Source organism: Thiomicrospira sp. S5, from assembly GCF_003991075.1.
Taxonomy (GTDB): Bacteria; Pseudomonadota; Gammaproteobacteria; order Thiomicrospirales; family Thiomicrospiraceae; genus Hydrogenovibrio; species Hydrogenovibrio thermophilus.
Genome location: NZ_CP014470.1, coordinates 2,380,092 through 2,401,416, shown reverse-complemented (window position 1 = coordinate 2,401,416; position 21,325 = coordinate 2,380,092). Strand labels below are relative to the sequence as shown.

At 49.4% G+C, this 21,325-nt stretch carries 19 protein-coding genes; 6 read left to right on the top strand and 13 right to left on the bottom strand.

Annotated elements, in window-relative coordinates; genetic code table 11:
- The first annotated feature begins 47 nt into the window (after positions 1–47).
- Entirely contained in the window at positions 48–320 is a 273-nt protein-coding gene (locus AYJ59_RS11105) for a hypothetical protein (protein ID WP_127120126.1), read from the top strand.
- On the opposite strand, the gene AYJ59_RS11100 is transcribed toward AYJ59_RS11105, so the two are convergent.
- The 8 genes from AYJ59_RS11100 to AYJ59_RS11065 all read right to left on the bottom strand — a co-directional run bounded on the left by AYJ59_RS11100 (position 310) and on the right by AYJ59_RS11065 (position 10,079).
- Positions 310–1,467: a YeeE/YedE family protein gene (locus AYJ59_RS11100; protein WP_127120125.1), complete on the bottom strand. Its 1,158-nt coding sequence runs from the start codon at positions 1,465–1,467 to the stop codon at positions 310–312. The genes AYJ59_RS11105 and AYJ59_RS11100 overlap by 11 nt on opposite strands.
- A 293-nt stretch (positions 1,468–1,760) precedes the next feature.
- Positions 1,761–2,417, bottom strand: coding sequence for a carbonic anhydrase (locus AYJ59_RS11095; protein ID WP_029939708.1), 657 nt, complete (start codon positions 2,415–2,417; stop codon positions 1,761–1,763).
- A 127-nt stretch (positions 2,418–2,544) separates the two neighbouring features.
- Positions 2,545–2,976, bottom strand: a complete 432-nt coding sequence (locus AYJ59_RS11090; RefSeq protein ID WP_127120124.1) for a hypothetical protein — start codon at positions 2,974–2,976, stop codon at positions 2,545–2,547.
- Between the two features lie 18 nt (positions 2,977–2,994).
- A complete protein-coding gene (locus AYJ59_RS11085) occupies positions 2,995–5,259 on the bottom strand; it encodes a nitric oxide reductase activation protein NorD (RefSeq protein ID WP_127120123.1) in 2,265 nt (754 codons plus the stop codon).
- 167 nt (positions 5,260–5,426) lie between these two features.
- Positions 5,427–6,227 (bottom strand): CbbQ/NirQ/NorQ/GpvN family protein, encoded by an 801-nt coding sequence (locus AYJ59_RS11080; protein ID WP_029939711.1) that lies wholly within the window; start codon positions 6,225–6,227, stop codon positions 5,427–5,429.
- A gap of 273 nt (positions 6,228–6,500) precedes the next feature.
- Positions 6,501–7,901, bottom strand: coding sequence for a ribulose-bisphosphate carboxylase (locus AYJ59_RS11075; RefSeq protein WP_029939712.1), 1,401 nt, complete (start codon positions 7,899–7,901; stop codon positions 6,501–6,503).
- A 252-nt stretch (positions 7,902–8,153) separates the two neighbouring features.
- Positions 8,154–9,098, bottom strand: a complete 945-nt coding sequence (locus AYJ59_RS11070) for a LysR substrate-binding domain-containing protein (RefSeq protein ID WP_029939713.1) — start codon at positions 9,096–9,098, stop codon at positions 8,154–8,156.
- Positions 9,099–9,152: 54 nt separating this feature from the next.
- Positions 9,153–10,079, bottom strand: coding sequence for a LysR family transcriptional regulator (locus AYJ59_RS11065; protein WP_029939714.1), 927 nt, complete (start codon positions 10,077–10,079; stop codon positions 9,153–9,155).
- A 222-nt stretch (positions 10,080–10,301) separates the two neighbouring features.
- Between AYJ59_RS11065 and AYJ59_RS11060 the strand changes: the two genes are divergently transcribed.
- From AYJ59_RS11060 to AYJ59_RS11040, 5 genes are all read left to right on the top strand, one after another.
- Entirely contained in the window at positions 10,302–11,720 is a 1,419-nt protein-coding gene (locus tag AYJ59_RS11060) for a form I ribulose bisphosphate carboxylase large subunit (RefSeq protein WP_029939715.1), read from the top strand.
- 27 nt (positions 11,721–11,747) lie between these two features.
- Positions 11,748–12,101: a ribulose bisphosphate carboxylase small subunit gene (locus AYJ59_RS11055; RefSeq protein WP_029939716.1), complete on the top strand. Its 354-nt coding sequence runs from the start codon at positions 11,748–11,750 to the stop codon at positions 12,099–12,101.
- 563 nt (positions 12,102–12,664) lie between these two features.
- A complete protein-coding gene (locus AYJ59_RS11050) occupies positions 12,665–13,483 on the top strand; it encodes a CbbQ/NirQ/NorQ/GpvN family protein (RefSeq protein WP_029939717.1) in 819 nt (272 codons plus the stop codon).
- Positions 13,484–13,576: 93 nt separating this feature from the next.
- Entirely contained in the window at positions 13,577–15,910 is a 2,334-nt protein-coding gene (locus tag AYJ59_RS11045; protein WP_029939718.1) for a nitric oxide reductase activation protein NorD, read from the top strand.
- A 19-nt stretch (positions 15,911–15,929) separates the two neighbouring features.
- Positions 15,930–16,460 (top strand): hypothetical protein, encoded by a 531-nt coding sequence (locus AYJ59_RS11040; protein ID WP_029939719.1) that lies wholly within the window; start codon positions 15,930–15,932, stop codon positions 16,458–16,460.
- 6 nt (positions 16,461–16,466) lie between these two features.
- Here the strand turns inward: AYJ59_RS11040 and AYJ59_RS11035 are convergent, their stop codons facing one another.
- The 5 genes from AYJ59_RS11035 to dusB all read right to left on the bottom strand — a co-directional run bounded on the left by AYJ59_RS11035 (position 16,467) and on the right by dusB (position 21,300).
- Positions 16,467–16,763: a late competence development ComFB family protein gene (locus AYJ59_RS11035; protein ID WP_225972376.1), complete on the bottom strand. Its 297-nt coding sequence runs from the start codon at positions 16,761–16,763 to the stop codon at positions 16,467–16,469.
- A gap of 130 nt (positions 16,764–16,893) precedes the next feature.
- Complete coding sequence (purD, locus tag AYJ59_RS11030) at positions 16,894–18,186, bottom strand: phosphoribosylamine--glycine ligase (RefSeq protein ID WP_029939721.1); 1,293 nt, start codon at positions 18,184–18,186, stop codon at positions 16,894–16,896.
- Positions 18,187–18,402: 216 nt separating this feature from the next.
- Positions 18,403–19,965, bottom strand: coding sequence for a bifunctional phosphoribosylaminoimidazolecarboxamide formyltransferase/IMP cyclohydrolase (purH, locus tag AYJ59_RS11025; protein WP_127120122.1), 1,563 nt, complete (start codon positions 19,963–19,965; stop codon positions 18,403–18,405).
- An 86-nt stretch (positions 19,966–20,051) separates the two neighbouring features.
- Positions 20,052–20,315, bottom strand: a complete 264-nt coding sequence (locus AYJ59_RS13135) for a helix-turn-helix domain-containing protein (RefSeq protein ID WP_029939723.1) — start codon at positions 20,313–20,315, stop codon at positions 20,052–20,054.
- A gap of 19 nt (positions 20,316–20,334) precedes the next feature.
- Positions 20,335–21,300: a tRNA dihydrouridine synthase DusB gene (gene dusB / locus AYJ59_RS11015; RefSeq protein WP_127120121.1), complete on the bottom strand. Its 966-nt coding sequence runs from the start codon at positions 21,298–21,300 to the stop codon at positions 20,335–20,337.
- Positions 21,301–21,325 lie beyond the last annotated feature (25 nt).

Genomic DNA, 21,325 nt, shown 5'->3' with positions numbered 1-21,325 from the left:
AAATAAAATGATAATTGTTATCATTAACTTTTTTGGGGAGTGAGACAATGAACCGAACCGTTGAACCGAATGCACGGGTCTCCATCGACTTGGATTGGGACAAATTATTGGAATTGATGCAGAGTGGTGCCTTGTGCGGTGCGGACATTCATGTGTCCGACCCGGAATCCAAGGCGTTGATTCAGCAAGCCTGTTTGAAAAGCTGTGTGCAGAAAGTCTGTACCGGTTGCGACATGAGTGATCTGTGTGGCGTGGAAGCCTGCTCATCGGGTCAGTCGATGGGCAAACAGGTGGTGACCACGCATCCGTTCAATCTTTAAACAACCGTGCCTTGAGATAAATGCCAGCGCTGTTGCCGGCCAGAGCCGCCAGCGCCCATAACCAGCCATGTAAACTGCCGGAACCAATGCCGCTGAAAAAAGCGCCGATGTTGCAGCCAAATGCGATGACCGAACCGTACCCCATAATAAACCCGCCGATAATCGCCATCAGGTGCGGTTTGAGCGTGAACTGGGTCGCTTCTTGACGAGCCGAGCGCGCCAGTAAGGTGACCAGCAATGCGCCACTAATCAATCCCAGCGTGGTCAGACTGACGGTGTCTTCCAATAACGGCGCTTCCTGTCGGCTGAAATGGGTGATGCCGTAAGACCAAAACGACCAGTCCAGCGGTAATTGCAGTGCGTCGCTGATTTTCAACCCCCAATAAGGAAAGACATTGGCAATCGACCAAGGTTGGCCGCTGAGGATGAGTAAAAACGCATTCAGCAGCGCCAAAACCAAACCGGCTTTCAGCCAAGGATGCCAATCGGTGATTTTCCAAAAAGCCGAGGTATTGAGACGTGACAGTTCATCAAAATGATTCTTTTCCTTTAAGATCGCCAGCCAGTACAGCACACCGATAAAGCCCAGTTGCAATATCAAGCCTTGTATTAAACCGAAGGATTGCAGCATCGAAACCGGTTGCAGTGCCGGTACGGCGCGCCAGAATTCACTGTGGTAAGCGGCCAGCGTACCGCCGACCAGCAGAAAGAAAAAACTGGTCAGCGATAACGGTTGTAATTGCCCCATTTTGTTGAAGGTGCCGGAGGTGCAGCCGTTGGCCAGCTGCATGCCGATGCCGAATAGGAAGGCACCGGCGACTACGGAAAGGCTTAATGGCTGTACGAACCCTTGTAACGCTAGCCCGTTAAATTCCCCCAGGCTCAAAAGCAGAAAAAACAACACACTGGTGAACGCCAGCATCCATAATACCGCGCGAACGCCGAGGGTGCGCCCTTGTGTTAACAGTTGATGCGAACAGGTGCGGAAGCCGAATTGGAAATAGTTCAAACTGGCACCCAGCAGGGCACCAACCAGGAATAAAGATAAGTGGTTTTCCGATAACCAGAGGCTGACCGCCAGTAAAGGCAGTAATAACCACCAGACGGCAGCTTTGGGTAATGGCGTGAGGGCAAGTGTGCGTAGCATGTATTTGTCTTCTAAATCGTGATTTTAGAAGGCATTATAGAGGCGGAGGAGGCGGTAAAAAAATCATTCTTTTATATGTTGGCATTGCGTTTGGTTATGAAAAATATTGCTAATATGCTGATGTGCTAATATGCGCTGTGGAGTGGTTGGCCGCACAGTCCCTTGCGCGACTTGACCAAATTGTCCAAATTGCTTAAGCAACGTTCGGTACATTGAATTGAATGGAGTTGAAACTGCATCAAGGGTTGATGCAGGACTTCCTTGTCGGCAAAGAGGAGGCTGGCGTTTAAGTTTTAACCGGCCGTTGCGCGGACAACGGCTTGTTCGGCCGCGTCCAGATTGTCGACGCTGATGTCCAGGTTCTTCAAGCGCCCGTCTTTGATGTTGTAGATAAAACCGTGCACCGCTAGCGAATGACCTTTTTTCCAGGCTTTCCGTACCGCCGGAACATGGCAGATATTACGCACCTGCTCCGCGACATTGATTTCACACAAACGATTGACACGCTCTTCATAAGGCAACGCATCCAGCTCGGTTTGCTTGCGTTGGTAGTATTTTCGAATCGGGCGCACCCAATGGTCAATCAAGCTGGGGTTGCCTTCTTCCATCGAGGCGATGACCCCGCCGCAGCCGTAATGACCATTGACGATAATGTGTTTGACCTTCAGGATTTCGACGGCGTATTGGATGACCGACAGCACATTCATGTCACTGGAGTTCACCAGATTGGCGATGTTGCGGTGTACGAAAATCGTGCCGGGGTCCATTTTGACCAGTTGGTTGGCGGGCACGCGGCTATCGGAGCAGCCAATCCACAAATATTCGGGTTTTTGTTGGTGGGAGAGGGTTTCGAAGAAATGAGGGCGTTCGGCATTCACTTCGTCCACCCATTCGAGGTTGTTTTGTAACAGTTGTTCAATCGGGCTGTTACATTGACATTCATTGCACATAATTATCCTTTTTGGAGAAGTCTTTGGTCGTGGTTAAGACAATATCAAGCTTCTTCAAAAAATAGAATTATACCGATAATATCCGGTAACGGATAAAAACTGATGTGAATTTATCGCGGGAGAACCGTCAAAACCAAGGATGGTTACTTGGTGGGGACGCTTTCGAGCTTTGTGATCTTCCGAGTAAATAGGCGGCTTTCAGTGCATTGGCGGTGTTGGTATCCCAGTCAAGCTGGTGCTTTTGGGCGATTTCCTGTAGATACGCATCCGATCCGATTTGCTGGTAGCGTTCAAGAAAGGTTTCAACCGGCATGGGCAGCTCTATTTCAGCGGAATCAATACGAGAGTCGAAATGAATGACTTCGACCTCGCTCGACTCCAGCATCTCAAATTTATAAGAGATGACGTCCAGTTGATTCTGTTGGGCGATTCGACTGGGGAGCTGTTGTAAAAACAGGTCGATATCATCAATATAAGGGGGTAAATCGACATCTGATTCATAGCAGAAGGTTTCGCCCCGAAAATCAAATGTCGAACGCACTTTCATGGTTGATTTCATAGAAATTTCCGAGTGCTTTTAGTTTGTCAGCTTCATAAAGACTTGCGGTAATTGCTCCGGTAGTTTATCCACATGGTCAATCACCGTATATTGATTGCCGAAGATGTCCGAGACATATTCATCTGCATTCGGGTCAAGCGTGATGCAGTAGGAATAAATGCCTTGTCCCTGCAATTCTTCAACCGCCTTATGGGTATCCTGAATCAATGTTTGCGGGTCTTTTGAATCAATGTCCGCCGGTTCCCCATCGGTTAACACCAGCATTAATTTTTTCTCCGCTTTTTGCGCTTCAAGATAATGTGCGGCATGACGCATGGCCGCGCCCATTCGGGTCGAAAAGGACGCTTCCAATCCGGCAATCCGTGCTTTCACGTCATCGGTATAGCCTTCCGAATAGCCTTTGATGTGTTGGTAACGGACTTCATGACGGGTATCGGAACAGAAACCGGCAATTGCAAATTTATCGCCTAACTGCTCAACGGTCCAGGCGGTAATCGCCAAAGCTTCCTCGGAAAGTTCCAACAACGTCTGGCCCGTTTCCGGATTACGTTCATTCAACGATTGAGAGGTATCCACCAAAAGCATGACCGCAATATTGCGACTGTCGGTGGTATGGCTGTAGTTGATGCGTGGATCGGGAGCGGACCCGCTTTTGAAATCGATGATGGAGCGAATCGCCACGTCCAGATCCAACTCTTCGCCTTCTTCTTGAAAACGAATACGCTTTTTGTTTTGCGGCTTAAGCATTTCAATCATTTTTTTCAGACGATTGGCCAAGTCGCTGTGTTTTTCCATTAAGCGATCGATTTTACTGGCTTGCCCGGATGGATGCAGACGCTCGTAAACGGTGGTCCAGTCGGGGCGATAGCCTTCGGAGATATAATCCCATTCATCGTAATGACGCGGTGGAAGCCCACCTTCATTGTCGATTTTCGGCTCTTCGTTCTCATACTCGTTCGGCATGATTTCGTCTGACTCATCATACTCTTCGTAGTAGAACCAGATATAACGGTTATCGTCACGGTAAGACACTTCGGTATCGTCAAAGAATACCGTTGGTTGGCTGTCCGAAGACTGCTTACGGGTTTTGACATAGAAGTCGATACCCAAATCGGCCATATCGGCAGTGGTCGACTCTTCACCTTTTTCAGCCATGATTGTATGGAAACGCTCACGGAAACTTTCCAACAATTCATTCTGAGGGTCAAAGTTCTCATCCAACAAGGCGCGAGACATACGCGTTGCACGATAGCGCAGACACGACATTTTCTGGTCGTCGCACGCACCTTTTTCAGGGTAAGGGTGCAAGGATAAAAACAATTTTTTCAGACCTGGGTAACGCTGAATCGCCAAGTGTTCGACGCGACAGTCTTCAAACACCGAGATAAATAATTGCATATGGGGGGCATAGTTATCCGCCATCAGTTGTCCGGACCACTTTTTATGCGCCATCATATGTGCCACCGTGGCTCGATAGCGGTCGGTACCCGACACGCCATTTTCTTCGTCATAAACATCCGGTACCGCAATGATGTCATCATCCAGATAAGGTACCGGTTTACGTAATTGGTCAAAAGCCGTCGCAAAAGTTTGGAAAGGCAAATCGCAGTCCCACATGCATTCTTTCAACATGTCCATATGACGTTCAACGTCTTTGAACGTGGTGCCTTTGCGTTCTCGGGTAATAATGCTTTTGGCGTCATGCGACTCCAATTTAAAGTAAGCAATCTGTTCTTCCGGCGCATTCAGGTAATTGCGCGCCCCGTAATCGATGAAGTTACGGATACCGTTTAGACACAGTTTGGAAATCAGTTGTGGCATGGACTCTAAAAGCGGAACCATGCCGGGACTTTCATAAAGTGAATGGTGCCCATGAATCACGGTTTGAGTTTTTTCGACATACTCGTCAATGATTTGTAGATACAGCTCTAAGTCTTCAATGCGGTCGATGCGTCGGCAAACATGCCCAAGCGTTGATAAAAACGGAATCAAGGCCTTTTTATTGGGGCTTCGTGCCAGCAGATAGCTGTAATCGGCCACCATTTTATTGGTGCCCTGACCAAAGTGAGAGGCGATGTCCGGCATCACTTCCATAAACACCAACACCGGTTCAACGCCTTGGCCGATTTTACAGAGGAAGTTCGCTCCTTCTAAATAGGCCTCGACCCCTTGTGGCGATAATTTGGACACGGCATCGTTTAATAAATCGGGGAACAGCTCGACCGCTTTCGGAAATTTACAGGTAAATTTGTCCTGATATTCAGCAAATAATTCTTCATTCATACATAAACATCTCGTTCAGTTGAAAGTATCTCTTCTAAAAAGAGAAATCATAAGTTTGGTTCGCCGAATTTTCGTGCTGAGCAAGGCGAGAATAAGGGAGTGTATAAGTCATACACGACCGTTTCTAACGAAGCGCAGCGCGAAAATTCGGATGAAACAATTTATGATTAGCCGAAAATCATTTCAATTGCGTTATCCAGCGTTTGGCGAATGTCTGTATCATCGGTAATCGGACGTACCAACGCCATTTTACACGCTTCGACAGGGGTAATGCCTTGGTTGATCAGGGTGGCCGCATAGACCATCAAACGGGTAGAAATCCCTTCGTCCAGACCATGACCTTTCAGGTTACGCGCTGTTTCACCGATTTGAACCAGCTTCTTCGCGGTGGCCTCGTCAACGCCACCTTCTTTTTGCAGAATGTGTGCTTCGACGTCTGGCGCGGCATAATCAAAGTCCATGGCACAGAAACGTTGTTTGGTCGATTGTTTCAGGTCTTTCATCAACGATTGATAACCCGGGTTGTAGGAAATGACCAATTGGAAATCCGGGTGGGCTTTAATCAGCTCGCCTTTTTTATCCAAAGACAGTTCACGGCGATGGTCAGTCAAGGCGTGGATGACCACCATGGTATCTTGACGGGCTTCGACAATTTCATCCAGGTAGCAGATGGCGCCGTAGCGTGCGGCCATGGTGAGTGGACCATCGACCCAGCGAGTGCCTTCAGCGTCTAACAGGTAACGACCAACCAAGTCCGCTGCAGTAATGTCTTCGTTACAGGAAACGGTAATGATGGGTTTCCCCAGTTTCCAAGCCATGTGTTCAACAAAGCGAGATTTACCACAGCCGGTTGGGCCTTTGACCATGACTGGCAAGCGCGCTGCATAAGCGGCTTCATAAAGTTCAATCTCGTTTGACTGCGCATCGTAAAAAGGTTCGTTGTCGATTTTGTACTGTGAAATATCCATCTGAGTTCCCCGAAAACTTTGATTGATAATAAAAAAGAAGTTATTTGAGCTTGATAAACCACCAGGCCTGGTGGTTTTTAAGCGAATTTAAGTGTTGATAAAATCATTTTGGTTTAATGTCTATGAAAGTAAAACGCTAAACGAAAAGGATTTGAATTTGAGTGATTGGGTAAAAAAACCTCAGCCTAAAGCTGAGGTTTTTAAGTATCCATTCAAATTGATGGGTAAAGTTGCTTGAAGCACACACAGTACCTCAAGCGGCTTTAACATCAATTACTTGTGGACACCCAATTTTTCTCTCCAGCCTGGGAAGATTTTGTCTGCATCGCTTGGGAAAGATTCGAATGCACGAGCAAATTCTGGATGCTCTTTAGCGTATTCGATTGGGTCTGCACCCGTTTTCCAGCACTCGTATGCTTGACCCAGTGACGTACCACCAGCAGCAGGAGAATCGATGTGACCGAAGGAACCACCACCACAAGTGTTGATGACGTTACCGTGACCTAGGTTTTCGAAGAAACCAGGTAGACGTAGTGCGTTCATACCACCAGAGATGATTGGTGTAGTCGGCTTCATGCCGTACCACTTCTGATAGAAGTAGTGACCTTGACACTCGTCACGCTCAAGCATGTAAGCCAATACGCGCTCATCACCGTGACCTTCCATTTTACCGTAACCCATCGTGCCTGTGTGGATACCAGAAGCACCCATTAGGCGAGCTAACTTCATGTAGCATAGTGGATCCATACCCATAGGAGACTTATAAGAAGTCAAGGCACCGTGACCAGCGCGGTGGAAGTGTAGGTATGTATCTGGGAAGTTACGACGAGCCGTGGTGACACCCGCTGGACCGGTTACGAAACCGTCAACCAGGAAAGCAACGTGTTTTTCGTTACCGTACTTGGCGAATTCACCTAGGATGTACTCACCACGCTTGATCATTTCTTCGTGGAAGTCAGCCGTTACGTTTGCAGAGAAAAGCTTCGCTTCACCTGTTTCTTGTTGTGCACGATCCATTGTCTCCGCAACCATCGGAATAACCGTTTCCATTGGGCAGAAAGGTTGGTTAGCTTGTGGTTCATCGTTTTTGATGAAGTCACCACCCAACCAGAAGTCATAACACGCCTTAGCGAATGGCTCAGGACGTAGACCTAGTTTAGGCTTGATGATGGTACCTGCGATGTAACCACCGTCAACTTCTGGGCGACCGAGTACTTTCCATAGGTCGGAAATGTCAGTGGCCGGGCCGTCGAATTTCTTAACCATTTGCTCTGGCACCAAGAAGTCCAACATACGAAGACCTTCGTGGTCACCCATGCCTTGGTTGTTCCCTAGGATCAAAGACCACATGTGAGATACGTTGTAGTGACCATCGATTAGGTTTGGATCGAATAGATCGACTGGGTAAGCGATCTTCATCAGACCACCTTTGTCACCAAAGGCCGCTTCGTCAACTTCATATACTAAAGCATCAACACCACGAGTGAAGTCATCAGTAGTAGAGACTTCAACGTTAGTACCGGTTGAAGACTCAGCAGCAACGTGAGCAGCAACTTCTAGGAAACCATAACCAGCGGCAGGTTTTAGACGGTATGCAACGAGAAGGTGATTACCGTCAGCAATCAATTTTTCTTCAGATAGAGTTAAGTCAGCGTAACGATTCGACTGATCCATTGTTTTTACCTCTTTTTTGGGGCGAACCTCAAAGGCGGCCTCCCCTTAATTTTTGTTGAATCATTTAGTTAAACAATCCAACCCCGAAAACTTGAAGGGTCATTATAGAGAATGGATGGATAACTTCAAATCAATAATTTTGATTAAAAGTATAGATATAAGACTATGCAAAATGATGTTTTGCCAAGACGTAAAGCAATAGTTTGGCTATTTGATCGGCTTGCAATCAATGGGTTTTAATTGAGTGAACGGCTAGCGGAATTTATTAAAGGCCAGTTCGCTGAGTTTTTCGCCTTCTTTTTTCAGCAGTTCAATCAGCTTTTCGGCCGCAATCGACAGAACCTTACCTTTGGGGTAAGCGAGATACCAGTGACGGTTGATCGGAAACCCTTTGACATTCAGGATGGCGATTTTGCCCTGGTTGATTTCTTCCATCAGGGTCGGCACGGATGCGACGGTAATGCCGAGGTTTTGCAACAAGCCCAAGCGAATCGGTTCATTGCCCCCCAGTACCATTTTGATATTGGGTTGAAAGTCGAAGTCTTCGAAAACTTTTTCGATTTGCGCGCGAATGCCGGAACCGGTTTCCCGCATTAAAAACGGTTCGTCCACCAGATCCTGAATGGAAAGCTGTTTACCGACCAGAGGATGGTTGCTGTTCGCGACGAAAGCCAAGGGGTTGACGGACAGCTGCGAGGATTCGACATTGAGGTCCTCCGGCGGTTGGCCGAGCAGGTAAAAGTCATCCTTGTTCTGATTGATACGTTCCAGCAGACTCTCTTTGTTTCCCACGCGCATAATGACGGTGACGTCCGGGTAAGCTTGGGTGAATTCGTGAATGACTTTCGGTACAAAATACTGGGCAGTGGAAATGACCGTCAGCTTGACGCTGCCGCCGGAAAAACCTTTCAGGTGATTGATTTTCTGCTCGGCGATGGAAAGTTGTTGCAGGATGTTGTTCGCCGCTTCGTACAAGGCTTGGCCGGCTTCCGTCAAGTGTACTTTGCGCCCGATTTGTTCGAATAATGGCGCTTCAAGGATGTCGGAGAGTTTTTTGACCTGCATGGAAACGGTCGGCTGCGTCAGGTGCAACTCTTCCGCCGCTTTGGAAAAGCTGTTGTGCCGCGCGATGCTTTCAAATACCTGCAGTTGACGGAGCGTGGCATTGCGCGCCAACAGCGAAATTTTTTCAGGCATGACACTCCTTTATGTTCAGTCTATACCGTTATATACAATTCGTTATGATTTGCTTTAACGGGTGTCGGACATGACCAGTAGTTTATTGATGTCCACGGATTTCAGGAAGTCCAAAAACGCCACGGCCGGTGGCATCAGAACCTTATCTTGCATCTTGGCGATGTACCAATCCCGGCTGAGCGGGAAGCCTTGCACATCTAAGACTGTTAAATGACCGTATTTGGCTTCAATGCGAACCGCATGGCGGGGAATAACAGAAATCCCCAGGCCTGCCATGACGCCCTGTTTGATCGATTCGGTGCTGCCCAGCTCCATATAAGGTTGGATCACATAGTTTTCCTGTGCTAAGCGCTCTTCCAATGCAATGCGAATGCCGGAACCGCTTTCGCGCATCAGGAATTTCTCGTTGACGATTTCGCTTAATGGAATTTGCTTGTGTTTTGCCAGCGGATGGTTGGGCGGGGCCACCATGACCAGTTCGTTTTTGAAGAACGGGAAGGCTTCCATTTTCAATTCCGCCGGAACACGCCCCATGACCGTTAAATGGTATTGGTTCTGTTTCAGTTCGTCCAAAATCCGGCGTCGATTGACGACGGTGATGGATGGCGTGACGTCCGGATATTTATTCAAAAACGCTTTTAGCACATAAGGGATGAAATACTTGGCCGGGGTGACAACCGCCAGCTTGAGTTCACCTTCTATGCTGTCTTGTTCATTACGAATGTAAGCCGTGAGATCCTTCAGTTCGCCGAGTATGTTGGTGCAGGTTTTGAACATGTGTTCGCCGGCAGATGTCAGGTAAAGTTTTTTGCCGATGACCTCGATGAGTTTGACATCGTTGTTTTCTTCCAAACGTTTAACCTGTACCGAAACGGCCGGCTGTGACAAGTTGAGTTCTTCAGCCGCTTTGGTATAGCTTAAATGCCGGGAAACCGCTTCGAAAATTCGGATTTGTTGGGCGGTGATATGGAGATTATGCATTTTATTTCTCGGAAGGTGAAAAAATAAGCTATTGAAAGAAAAGAATTTTTTGTTCAATCATAACCCTTTGTTTATAGATTGTATAACAAAGACTGAGTTTTAGGCCAGAGTAATTTGGATAAGATACGAACCACTGGAAACGCAAGCGTCTAACCACGTAGCAACATGAAGCGTTTTTTCAGACTCTTTTCACAACTAACTTTTATAACAAAGAGGTAAAAGATGGCTAAGACTTATAACGCCGGTGTAAAAGAATACCGCGAAACGTATTGGATGCCTGATTATGAGCCGAAAGACTCAGATTTTCTAGCATGTTTTAAAGTAGTCCCACAAGATGGTGTACCACGTGAAGAAGTGGCCGCTGCGGTAGCCGCGGAATCTTCAACAGGGACTTGGACCACTGTATGGACTGACTTGTTGACCGATTTGGATCACTACAAAGGTCGTGCTTACAAAATTGAAGACGTCCCAGGTGACGATTCTGCTTTCTACGCGTTCATCGCTTACCCAATCGACTTGTTCGAAGAAGGGTCTGTTGTAAACGTATTCACATCTTTGGTTGGTAACGTATTCGGCTTTAAAGCACTGCGTGCTTTGCGCTTGGAAGACGTTCGTGTTCCGCTTGCATACGTGATGACTTGTGGTGGACCACCACACGGTATCCAAGTTGAGCGTGACAAGATGGATAAATACGGTCGCCCGATGTTGGGTTGTACCATCAAGCCTAAGCTTGGTTTGTCTGCGAAAAACTATGGCCGTGCCGTATATGAATGTTTGCGTGGTGGTCTTGACTTCACGAAAGATGACGAGAACATCAACTCTCAACCGTTCATGCGCTGGCGTGACCGTTTCTTGTTCTGTCAAGAAGCGATTGAAAAGTCAGAAGCGGAAACCGGTGAGCGTAAAGGTCACTACCTGAACGTTACCGCTCCAACACCTGAAGAAATGTATAAGCGTGCGGAATTCGCAAAAGAAATCGGTTCTCCGATCATCATGCACGATTACCTAACCGGTGGTTTCACAGCGAACACAGGTTTGGCGAACTGGTGTCGTGATAACGGCGTATTGCTTCACATTCACCGCGCAATGCACGGTGTAATCGACCGTAACCCTCACCACGGTATCCACTTCCGTGTGTTGGCGAAAGCACTTCGTCTATCCGGTGGTGACCATCTTCACTCCGGTACCGTTGTTGGTAAATTGGAAGGTGACCGTGAAGCGACTCTTGGTTGGATCGATCTTATGCGTGACAGCTACATTGAAGAAGATCGTTCACGCGGCATCATGTTCGACCAGGACTTCGGTGCAATGCCTGGTGTTCTTCCGGTTGCTTCCGGTGGTATCCACGTATGGCACATGCCGGCCTTGGTTTCCATCTTCGGTGATGACTCCGTTCTTCAGTTCGGTGGTGGTACTTTGGGTCACCCATGGGGTAACGCAGCGGGTGCGGCCGCAAACCGTGTGGCTCTTGAAGCGTGTGTTCAAGCACGTAACGAAGGTAAGGAAGTCGAGAAAGTCGGTAAGGAAATCCTTACTGAAGCGGCTAAGCACAGCCCAGAACTTAAAATCGCGATGGAAACATGGAAAGAAATTAAGTTCGAATTCGATACTGTTGACAAACTAGACGTTTCTCACAAGTAATCGATTGTTAAATTCAGGAGAAAAAACATGAGTACAGTACAAGATTATCCTTCACGTCTTTCTGATCCAGCATCGCGTAAGGCAGAAACCTTTTCATACCTGCCGAAGATGTCTGATGAGCAAATCAGATCGCAAGTAGAGTACATCATCAGCAAGGGTTGGAACCCGGCTGTTGAGCACACTGAGCCAGAAAACGCTTTCTCTTACTTCTGGTATATGTGGAAGCTTCCAATGTTCGGTGAAACCTCTGCGGATGCCGTTTTGGAAGAAGTAAACGCGTGTATCAAAGCCAACCCAAACAACCACGTTCGTTTGATTGGTTATGACAACTATGCGCAGTCTCAAGGTGCCAACATGCTAGTTAAGCGTGGTGACATGTAATTTATACGCGCAGCTCGCTCCCTAAAGCTTCCAGCTCTGCGTTGGGAAATGGTCACCTACTGTTCGTAGGCTCACATTTCCTGCCTTGACCTGAAAACTTTATGGGGCAATCTGAGCGGTAAATTTACTGCCATAAAATCGCGGTTTAGATTTTTGTTTGAATCGCGTCCGTTTCCCTTAGCCAAAAGCGACGGGAGGCGGCTATCGAATTCCGGTGGTTGCAAGCTTCGTTTTGCAGCCGCCAACCTTGTTTACCCGGGCAGTCTCATACCTCACTGTTCGGGTAACGGCCAGCTAGCCCCGAAACTAGCTGGTTTTCAATTTATTTAGTTGTGCTCATTTCAACAAGTGACCACACCTAAATATTTTGAGAGCTTTGCACGAGATGGATGCACGAATAAAAATGGCTAAAATTTCCCTGAATGTCGTTGAAAAACTGGCGAATAGCTCGCTATTCGCTGCGTTTTCCGCCTAATTCAGAAAAATTTTATCTCATTTTTCTATCGCGCCCCACTCATGCAAAGCTCTCATTTTGAATGATGACTTGCCAACGGAGAAATAACATGTCGGAAATTAATGCCTTAGATCCTAGCCAATACATGATTAAAGACGAACCGTTTTACCGTCCGGTATCGGATGAAATCGAATTGTTCGAGTCCGGATATGCCTCCCGAATGCCAATTATGTTGAAAGGTCCGACGGGGTGCGGTAAGTCGCGTTTTGTGGAATATATGGCGCACAAGCTCGGTAAGCCGTTAATCACGGTGGCGTGTAACGAAGACATGACCGCCTCCGATTTGGTCGGGCGTTACCTGATCGATATCAACGGGACCAAATGGCAGGATGGTCCTTTGACTGTCGCCGCACGTATCGGCGCCATCTGCTATCTGGATGAGGTGGTTGAAGCCCGTCAGGACACCACGGTTGTGATTCACCCCTTGACGGACCATCGTCGTGTGCTGCCATTGGACAAAAAAGGTGAGCTGGTCGAAGCCCACCCGGATTTCCAATTGGTGATTTCCTATAACCCGGGTTATCAGTCGATGATGAAAGACTTGAAACAATCCACCAAGCAGCGTTTCGGTGGGTTCAAGTTCGACTATCCGGAAGAAGCGGTGGAAGCCGACATCGTTGCCAAAGAAGCGGGCATTGATCAAGCCACGGCCGAGAAGCTGGTTCAAATCGCGCAACGTTCCCGTAACCTGAAAGGGCACGGTCTGGATGAAGGGATTTCCACCCGTCTATTGGTGTACGCCGCGCAGTTAATTAACAAGGGTGTTGATCCGAAGAAAGCCTGTACGATGGCTTTGATTACGCCATTGACCGACGACGATGACATTTTGGATACCCTCTTGACCACAGTCGATACTTTCTTTGAATAAACCCTTTGAATAAATCAAAAGTGGCCAGGCCTGGGTGTTTTGACCAGGCCTGGGAGAAAGGTCTAAACGACGGAATAACAAGAGAGAATCGATATGAGTTTTGATATGCAGGAAGTCAAGGAATCCTTGATTGAAAGCGTTCCTCAATTAGAGGAAATGCTGGATTCATTGATTCAAGAGGCTTCACACCACATGTCGGAGGCGTCGCGTCAGACCTGGTTGCAAAATGCCCAGGGGATTGCGTACCTCGGTAAAGGGCAACAGATTGTCATCAGTTATCTGGAAGCCGTGCCGCAAGTTGTGTCGCAGGTCGAAGATGAAATCCTGGATGACGTTCTGGAAACGGTGATGAAATTGTCGTCGGTGACATCCGGTGAAGTGGTGGCTTTGACATTGGATTCGTTGCCGTTGGTCGCGGAAAGAACCGGCGATATCGACCTGCTGAGACAATACTTGGCGCTGATTTACCAATTGGGCTCCAAAACCCCGCGTGGTTTGAGACCGATGCTGGGCATCATCGACGATTTGATGTCGAAGCTGACCGTCTCCGGCTTGCGACGCTGGGCGCAATGGGGGGCGCAAGCACACGCCCGTAATTTCCAGGCGCAGATGGATTATTTCGGTTTGCAATCGGAAGATTCCAAAGCGGTGTTCCAGCAGCAGCGTAAAGGCTCGCTGTTCATCGATTTTCATCGTCCGATCAACTTCTATTTGCGAGCGTTTTGGGCGCGCGATTTCTTCATTCGCCCGGCGGCGTCGGATTTCGATGATTTCAAACCGTTCTATGAAAACATGGCCATGCACTTGCCGGATGCCTTGAACGATTTGGGCGACATCAAAGGGGCGGAATTGTATCGTGCCATGGCCGCGCATATGGCGTCGCATTTGATGTACACCTCGGCCGCGATTTCGATGGAACAGTTAAACCCGCAACAGATGTTCTTCATCGAACTGATTGAGGACGCGCGCGTTGAATACAATGCCATCAAACAGTTCCCGGGCTTGAAAAAACTGTGGATGAAAGTGGCCAAAGCCGGAATGGAAGCGGCGGAACTGCCGGAAAATACCACGGCGTATCGCTTGGAACAGTTGGCTTTTGCGTTGATGGATAAAGAATACCCGTTTGACGATGAGCCGTTGACGATGGTGGTGGACCAGTTCCACGATCAGGTCGAAGACAACCTGGAAAACGAAAAATGGTCTTGGGATTTGGGGATGACTTTGTATAACGTCCTGAACCAAGCCATGAGCAAATGGGAATCCTTGACCGACATCAGCCGGATGCGCTTCCCGTATCGTGACGACAACCGTTTGGTGTGGGCGTCCGACGAATGGGGCGAAATGGATGGCACCGGTGCAGGGCACCAAGAAACCGTACGCAAGCACGTGTCGGTCATGGAAATGGTCAATGAAATCGATTCCGAACTGCAAGACGTTGACCATGATGAAGTTTGGGTGTTGAATTCAGAATTCTTCCCGTATGAAGACAACGGCGTTTCCTTTAACGATATGGAAGGTGTCGATCCGGTGTCCGACCCGGTTCATTACCATGAATGGGATTACCGGGTGCAGTTGAATCGCCCGAATTGGGTCACCTTGTACGAACACCGTGCCAAGAAGGGCGATCCGGAATTGTATGACCGAATTCTGGAACAGAACAAAGGCATCGCACATCGCATCAAGCAAATCGTCGATAAATTGCAAGCCGTTGGTTTGCAGCGTATCCGCCGAATCGAAGATGGGGATGAACTGGATTTGAACGCCTGTGTGGAAGCGATTACTGCCTTGCGCATGGGACAGGAACCGGATCCGCGCATCACCATGAAAAACGTGATTCGCAGCCGGGAAGTGTCGGTGGTGATTCTGCTGGATTTATCCGAATCCACCAATGAATATGTCACCGGTGAAGACAAAACGGTACTGGAAGTGACGCAGGAAGCCGCGATTTTGGTGTCCCACGCCATTAATGGTATCGGTGACCAGTTTGCGGTCCACGGCTTCTCGTCCGACGGGCGTCATGATGTTCAGTACACACGTTTCAAACAGTTCGAAGAGCCGTTTGATGCCGATGTACACGCCAAACTGGCCGGTATGCAAGGCGGTTTGTCAACCCGTATGGGCGCCGCGATGCGTCACGCCGGGGCGTATCTGGAAAGACAATCCAGTAAACAAAAATTGTTGTTGGTGATTACCGACGGTGAACCGGCCGACATCGACGAAAAAGACAGTCAGTATTTGAAGCAGGACGCGAAAAAGGCGGTTGAAGAGTTGCAAACCAAAGGGGTGTACTCTTATTGTTTGACCATCGATCAGTTTGCCGACAAATATGTGCAGCAGATTTTCGGTCAGAACCGCTATGCGATTGTCGATAACGTCTTGCGTTTGCCGGAAAAATTGCCGACACTGTTCGCCAACCTAACCACATAATAAAAGAAAAGGGGCTGTCATGGACGCTCAACAATTTTTAACCGCCGTGTCGGCGTTGTCGGATGACGAATTTCAGAAAGTTCTTAATGGCTCGACTTTAGTCGTCGTTCAGGATCGGGAGTTGCGTCTTGGTAAAACCGATGATGCCTTCGTGATTTATGAATTGGGTGAAGATCCGTTCGATACGGTAGCGTCGCTGAAACAATACCTGATCGATAACGTCGAAGATTTGTTGCGGGATTATTATCAGTTCAACCCGATTAGCAAAGAGTTCTTTCAGGCACGCTTGCGCGAGTTGATGCTTGAGCATGGCGAAGCGGCATTCGCGGCACAACCGAATAACTTGCCGGAAAAAGCCGTGTTTGTCGAACAGGGCGAACTGGTATGTGAAGGGCAGGAAAGTCCACGCTTCAAATACGGTTTGTATTTACGATTGGATGAAGCCATGCCGGCGGTGGCCGTGAGCAACAAAGTTAAAAACTGGTTGCAATCCGGTTCCGCTTACGGCGACTACATCAGTGTCAATGTGTGCCGTTTCAGCGCATTTTAAGTTTCGTTAATCCACATCCTGGTCGGCATCATCTTCGATGCCGTCCAATTTCTTCACTTTTTTGAAGGCCTTTTTGACCGCTTTTTCGATGCGGGCTTGAATTTCCAAGTGTTCCTGTCCGGACATGTAAAACGACATATCGATATCGTGACGAATGTAACGGGGAGCGATACGGTTCAGGGCAATGCAGGCCATGTCAGCCAGCTGGTTATCCGTCAGGCCGGAATTACGGTAGTTTTCTTGAATAAAGTTGAACACCGGTCTTTCGTAGTAGTTATGAACGGTTTCTAAAGCAGACATCATCACTCTCCTTCATGAGCGGATCTTAAAGCGGAACTTTGCCGCCATCGGCTTTAACTATACCGAAATTCCAGGCATAAAAAAAGCACTCCGCAGAGTGCTTTCCCATCACCTCAATTCGCAAAGGAGGCTATCAGCTAATCGCTTCGCGTTTGATGGCACGGTGACCGATGTCGGTACGATGGTATTCGTCCTGCCATTTGATTTTGGTCACGGCTTCATAGGCTTTTTGCTGCGCTTCGGTAACGTTTTCACCCAATGCGGTGACGCAAAGCACGCGCCCACCGGAGGTGACCACTTCGCCTTGGTCGTTGGTGGCGGTGCCGGCATGGAACACTTTGGTGTCAACGCCGTTGGCCTCGTCGATGCCTTTAATGACGTCGCCTTTACGGTAGCTGTCCGGGTAGCCTCCGGCGGCTAACACCACACCTAAGGCCGCGCGAGAATCCCATTTGGCGGATACGGTGTCCAGCTTTTTATCCAAGGCGGCCAGGCACAGTTCTTCCAAGTTCGATTGCAAACGCATCATAATCGGTTGGGTTTCCGGATCGCCGAAACGGCAGTTGAATTCCAGGACTTTCGGAGTACCGTCGGCGGTGACCATCACGCCGGCATATAGGAAGCCGGTGTAAGGCAAACCGTCTTTCGCCATGCCTTCGATGGTCGGGCGGATGACGTCGGCCATAATGCGGTCATGGATTTTACGGGTCACGACCGGCGCCGGTGTGTAAGCGCCCATGCCGCCGGTGTTCGGACCGGTGTCGCCATTGTCGCGTGCCTTGTGGTCCTGAGAGGTCGCCATCGGCAGGATGTGTTCGCCGTCGGCCATGACGATGAAGCTGGCTTCTTCGCCTTCCAGAAATTCTTCGATGACCACGCGGGCACCGGCGTCGCCGAATTTATTGCCGGCCAGCATGTCTTCGACCGCCGCGATTGCTTCGGCTTCGGTGTCGGCCAAGATGACCCCTTTACCGGCCGCCAAACCGTCGGCTTTCACCACAATCGGTGCGCCCATTTTTTCAATGTAGGCGACGGCGGGCGGTATTTCGGTAAAGACTTCATAAGCCGCGGTCGGAATTTGGTGCTTGGCCAGGAAGTCTTTCGAGAAGGCTTTGGAACCTTCCAACTGAGCGGCACCTTTGGATGGGCCAAAACACTTCAAGCCGGCGGCTTCAAAGGCATCGACCACGCCAAGCACCAGCGGGACTTCCGGGCCGACGATGGTGAGTTCGACTTGGTTGTTTTGGGCAAAATCGACCAGGCCTGGTAAATCTTCCACTGCAATCGCAACGTTTTTCAGTTTCGGTTCCAGAGCGGTTCCGGCATTGCCCGGCGCGACGAAAACGGTTTCGACGTTTTCCGACTGAGCCGTTTTCCATGCCAAAGCATGCTCACGACCGCCGCTTCCAATCACTAATACATTCATTTGTCTTGTTTCTCTTTGTTTAACCACGAAGACATAAAGTCACGAAGTTTTTGATTAACCCTAAAGGAAAATTAAGTTTAGTCTGTAAGAGTAATGAGCGCTTTGCTCAAGTTCAAGGCGGGAAAATGACCCGAAGCGCAGCCTATATAAAGTAGGTGAGCATCGGAAGCATTTTCTCAACGCCGAAATTGAGCAAATAAGCCATTACGGTTTACATCAATGTTTAAAGTGGCGCATACCGGTGAACACCATCGCAATACCGTGTTCGTCCGCCGCATCAATGACCTCTTGGTCGCGCATGGAACCGCCCGGGTGAATCACTGCGGTGATACCGGCTTCGGCGGCCGCGTCGATGCCATCGCGGAACGGGAAGAACGCATCGGAGGCCATGACGGAGCCCGGGACTTCCAATCCTTCGTCGGCGGCTTTGATGCCGGCGATTTTAGCGGAGTAAACACGGCTCATTTGGCCCGCACCCACCCCAATGGTCATGCCGTCTTTTACATAGACGATGGCATTGGATTTCACGTATTTCGCGACTTTCCAGGCGAACTGCAAATCGGCCATTTCTTTTTCAGTCGGCGCGCGTTTGGTGACGACTTTCAAATCGCTTTCGGCGACCGTGCCCAAATCGCGGTCTTGTACCAGCAAGCCGCCGGTGACGCGTTTGTAATCGTAAGCCGGTTGCTGATCGCCTAATTCACCACACACCAGGAGGCGAACGTTTTGTTTGCTGGAAACCGCTTGTTTGGCTTCGTCGGACACGCTTGGCGCGATAATGACTTCCACGAATTGACGGTCGACAATCGCTTGAGCCGTCTCGGCGTCCAATTCGCGGTTAAAGGCGATGATGCCGCCGAAAGCGGACGTCGGGTCGGTTTTGTAAGCGCGGTCATAAGCTTCGAATACGCTGTTACCGATGGAAACACCGCATGGATTGGCGTGTTTCACGATGACGCAAGCGGTGTCGTCGAAGGTTTTGACCAATTCCAGTGCCGCGTCGGTATCGGCGATGTTGTTGAAGGACAACGCCTTACCTTGCAATTGTTCCGCTGTGGAAACCGACGCTTCGCTGGCGTTGCGCTCGGTGTAGAACGCCGCCGATTGGTGCGGGTTTTCGCCGTAGCGCATGGATTGTTTTTTCACATACTGGGTGTTGTAAGTACGTGGGAAGGTATCGGCTTCGTCTTCACTGAACATTTTGCCGAAGTAATTTGAAATGGCACCGTCGTAGCGCGCGGTTTGTTCGAAGGTTTTGATGGCCAAATCGAAACGGGTGGCGTGCGCCAGTTGACCGTTGTTGGCTTGCATTTCGGACAAGATGCGGTCGTAGTCGGCCGGGTCGGTGACGACGGCGACGTCTTTGTGGTTCTTCGCGGCGGAACGCAACATGGTCGGGCCGCCGATGTCGATGTTTTCAATGGCATCTTCCAAGCTGCAATCCGGCTTGGCCACGGTGGCTTCAAACGGATAGAGATTCACCACCACCATATCGATCGGGTCGATACCGTGTTCAGCCATCACCGCGTCGTCCGTGCCGCGACGCCCCAATAGCCCGCCATGGATTTTCGGGTGCAGGGTTTTGACGCGGCCGTCCATCATTTCCGGAAACCCGGTGTATTGAGAGACTTCCGTCACCGGTAAACCGGCTTCGGACAGCGCTTTGTAGGTTCCACCGGTGGACAGGATGGCGACGTTCATGTCGGTGAGGGCTTTGGCAAACTCAAGAATGCCGGTTTTGTCTGAAACGCTAATGAGGGCGCGACGAACAGGTTTCATAAAATGGAAATCTCCAGAAAGTTAGTTTTAAATGTTTTTAATGGTTAATGACTGTTTTGCCCAGGCCTGGTGCTTTTGGCTTTTCGTCAGGCCTGGGTGATTTTGTATTGTTGTATCTTTTTTCTCAGGGTATTGCGGTTGATGCCTAAAATTTCCGCCGAGCGGGTCTGGTTGAACTCGGTCTTATGGAGGACGAATTCGATCATCGGGCGTTCGACTTGGCTGATGACCATTTGGTAGACATCACTCGGCACTTCGTCCTGTAATGTCTCGAAGTAATTCGTCAACGTATTGGTGACGTGGGTGCAAAGAGCATGGTCCGCGGGTGTTTGTGTTTTTTTTGATGTCATGTGCTTATGTCAGCTTAGGTCATAGAGTCTCAAAATAACGATTGATTAAGTCGAGTTGCGCTTGGGTGTTTTCAAGCCGGTTAAATTCTTTTCGCAGTGCCGTACCCGCCGGCAGGGACTGACTGTACCAGCCCAAATGCTTGCGGGCGATTTTGTAACCCAGCGCGGCTCCGTACAATGTTTCCAGTTCGGAAAGGTGCCGAATCATCACCTCATGGAATTCGTTCATGGTGGGCGGTGCTAGCAAGGTGCCGTGGGTGAGAAAATGACGTATCTCCCTGAAAATCCAAGGATAACCCTGTGCACCTCGACCCACCATGAGGCCATTTGAGCCTGTGTATTTTAATACAAATTGCGCGTCTTTTGGGTGACAAATATCACCGTTGGCAATCACGGGCAGCGCAACCTGTTGTTTGACGGCTTTAATGGTGTCGTATTCGGCTTGCCCTTGAAATTTGTCTGCCCGGGTGCGGCCATGGATAGTGACGGCTTTTAAGCCATAGTGTTCGGCGATCTGTGCGATGTCCACCGCATTGATGTTGTCGGTGTTGACGCCGGTACGGATTTTGACCGTGACGGGAATGTCGAGTGCCGCCGTCATGGCTTGGAAAATCGCTTCAACCCGGTCCGGTTGACCCAACAGGGCGGAACCGGCGGCCACGTCACACACTTTTTTGGCGGGGCAGCCCATATTCAAATCAATGACGTCGGCGCCTTGGGATTGTTGCCATAAGGCGGCTTCCACCAGTTCATCCGGTTCGGTGCCGAGCAGTTGAACGATGCGCGGTGCCTGTTCCGTTTGATCCGCATGGCGAGTGGATGACTTGGCGGATTGCCACAGTTGCTTTTTGGACGCGACCATTTCCGACACCGCATAGTCCGCGCCGTTTTCGCGGCAAATGTCGCGAAACACCCGGTCGGTGACACCCGCCATCGGTGCCAGGGCCAGGCTGGGAAGGGTTGGGTGTTCAAAGGGTAGCGTCATTGGATTAAACCGTTTGAGTCAAACC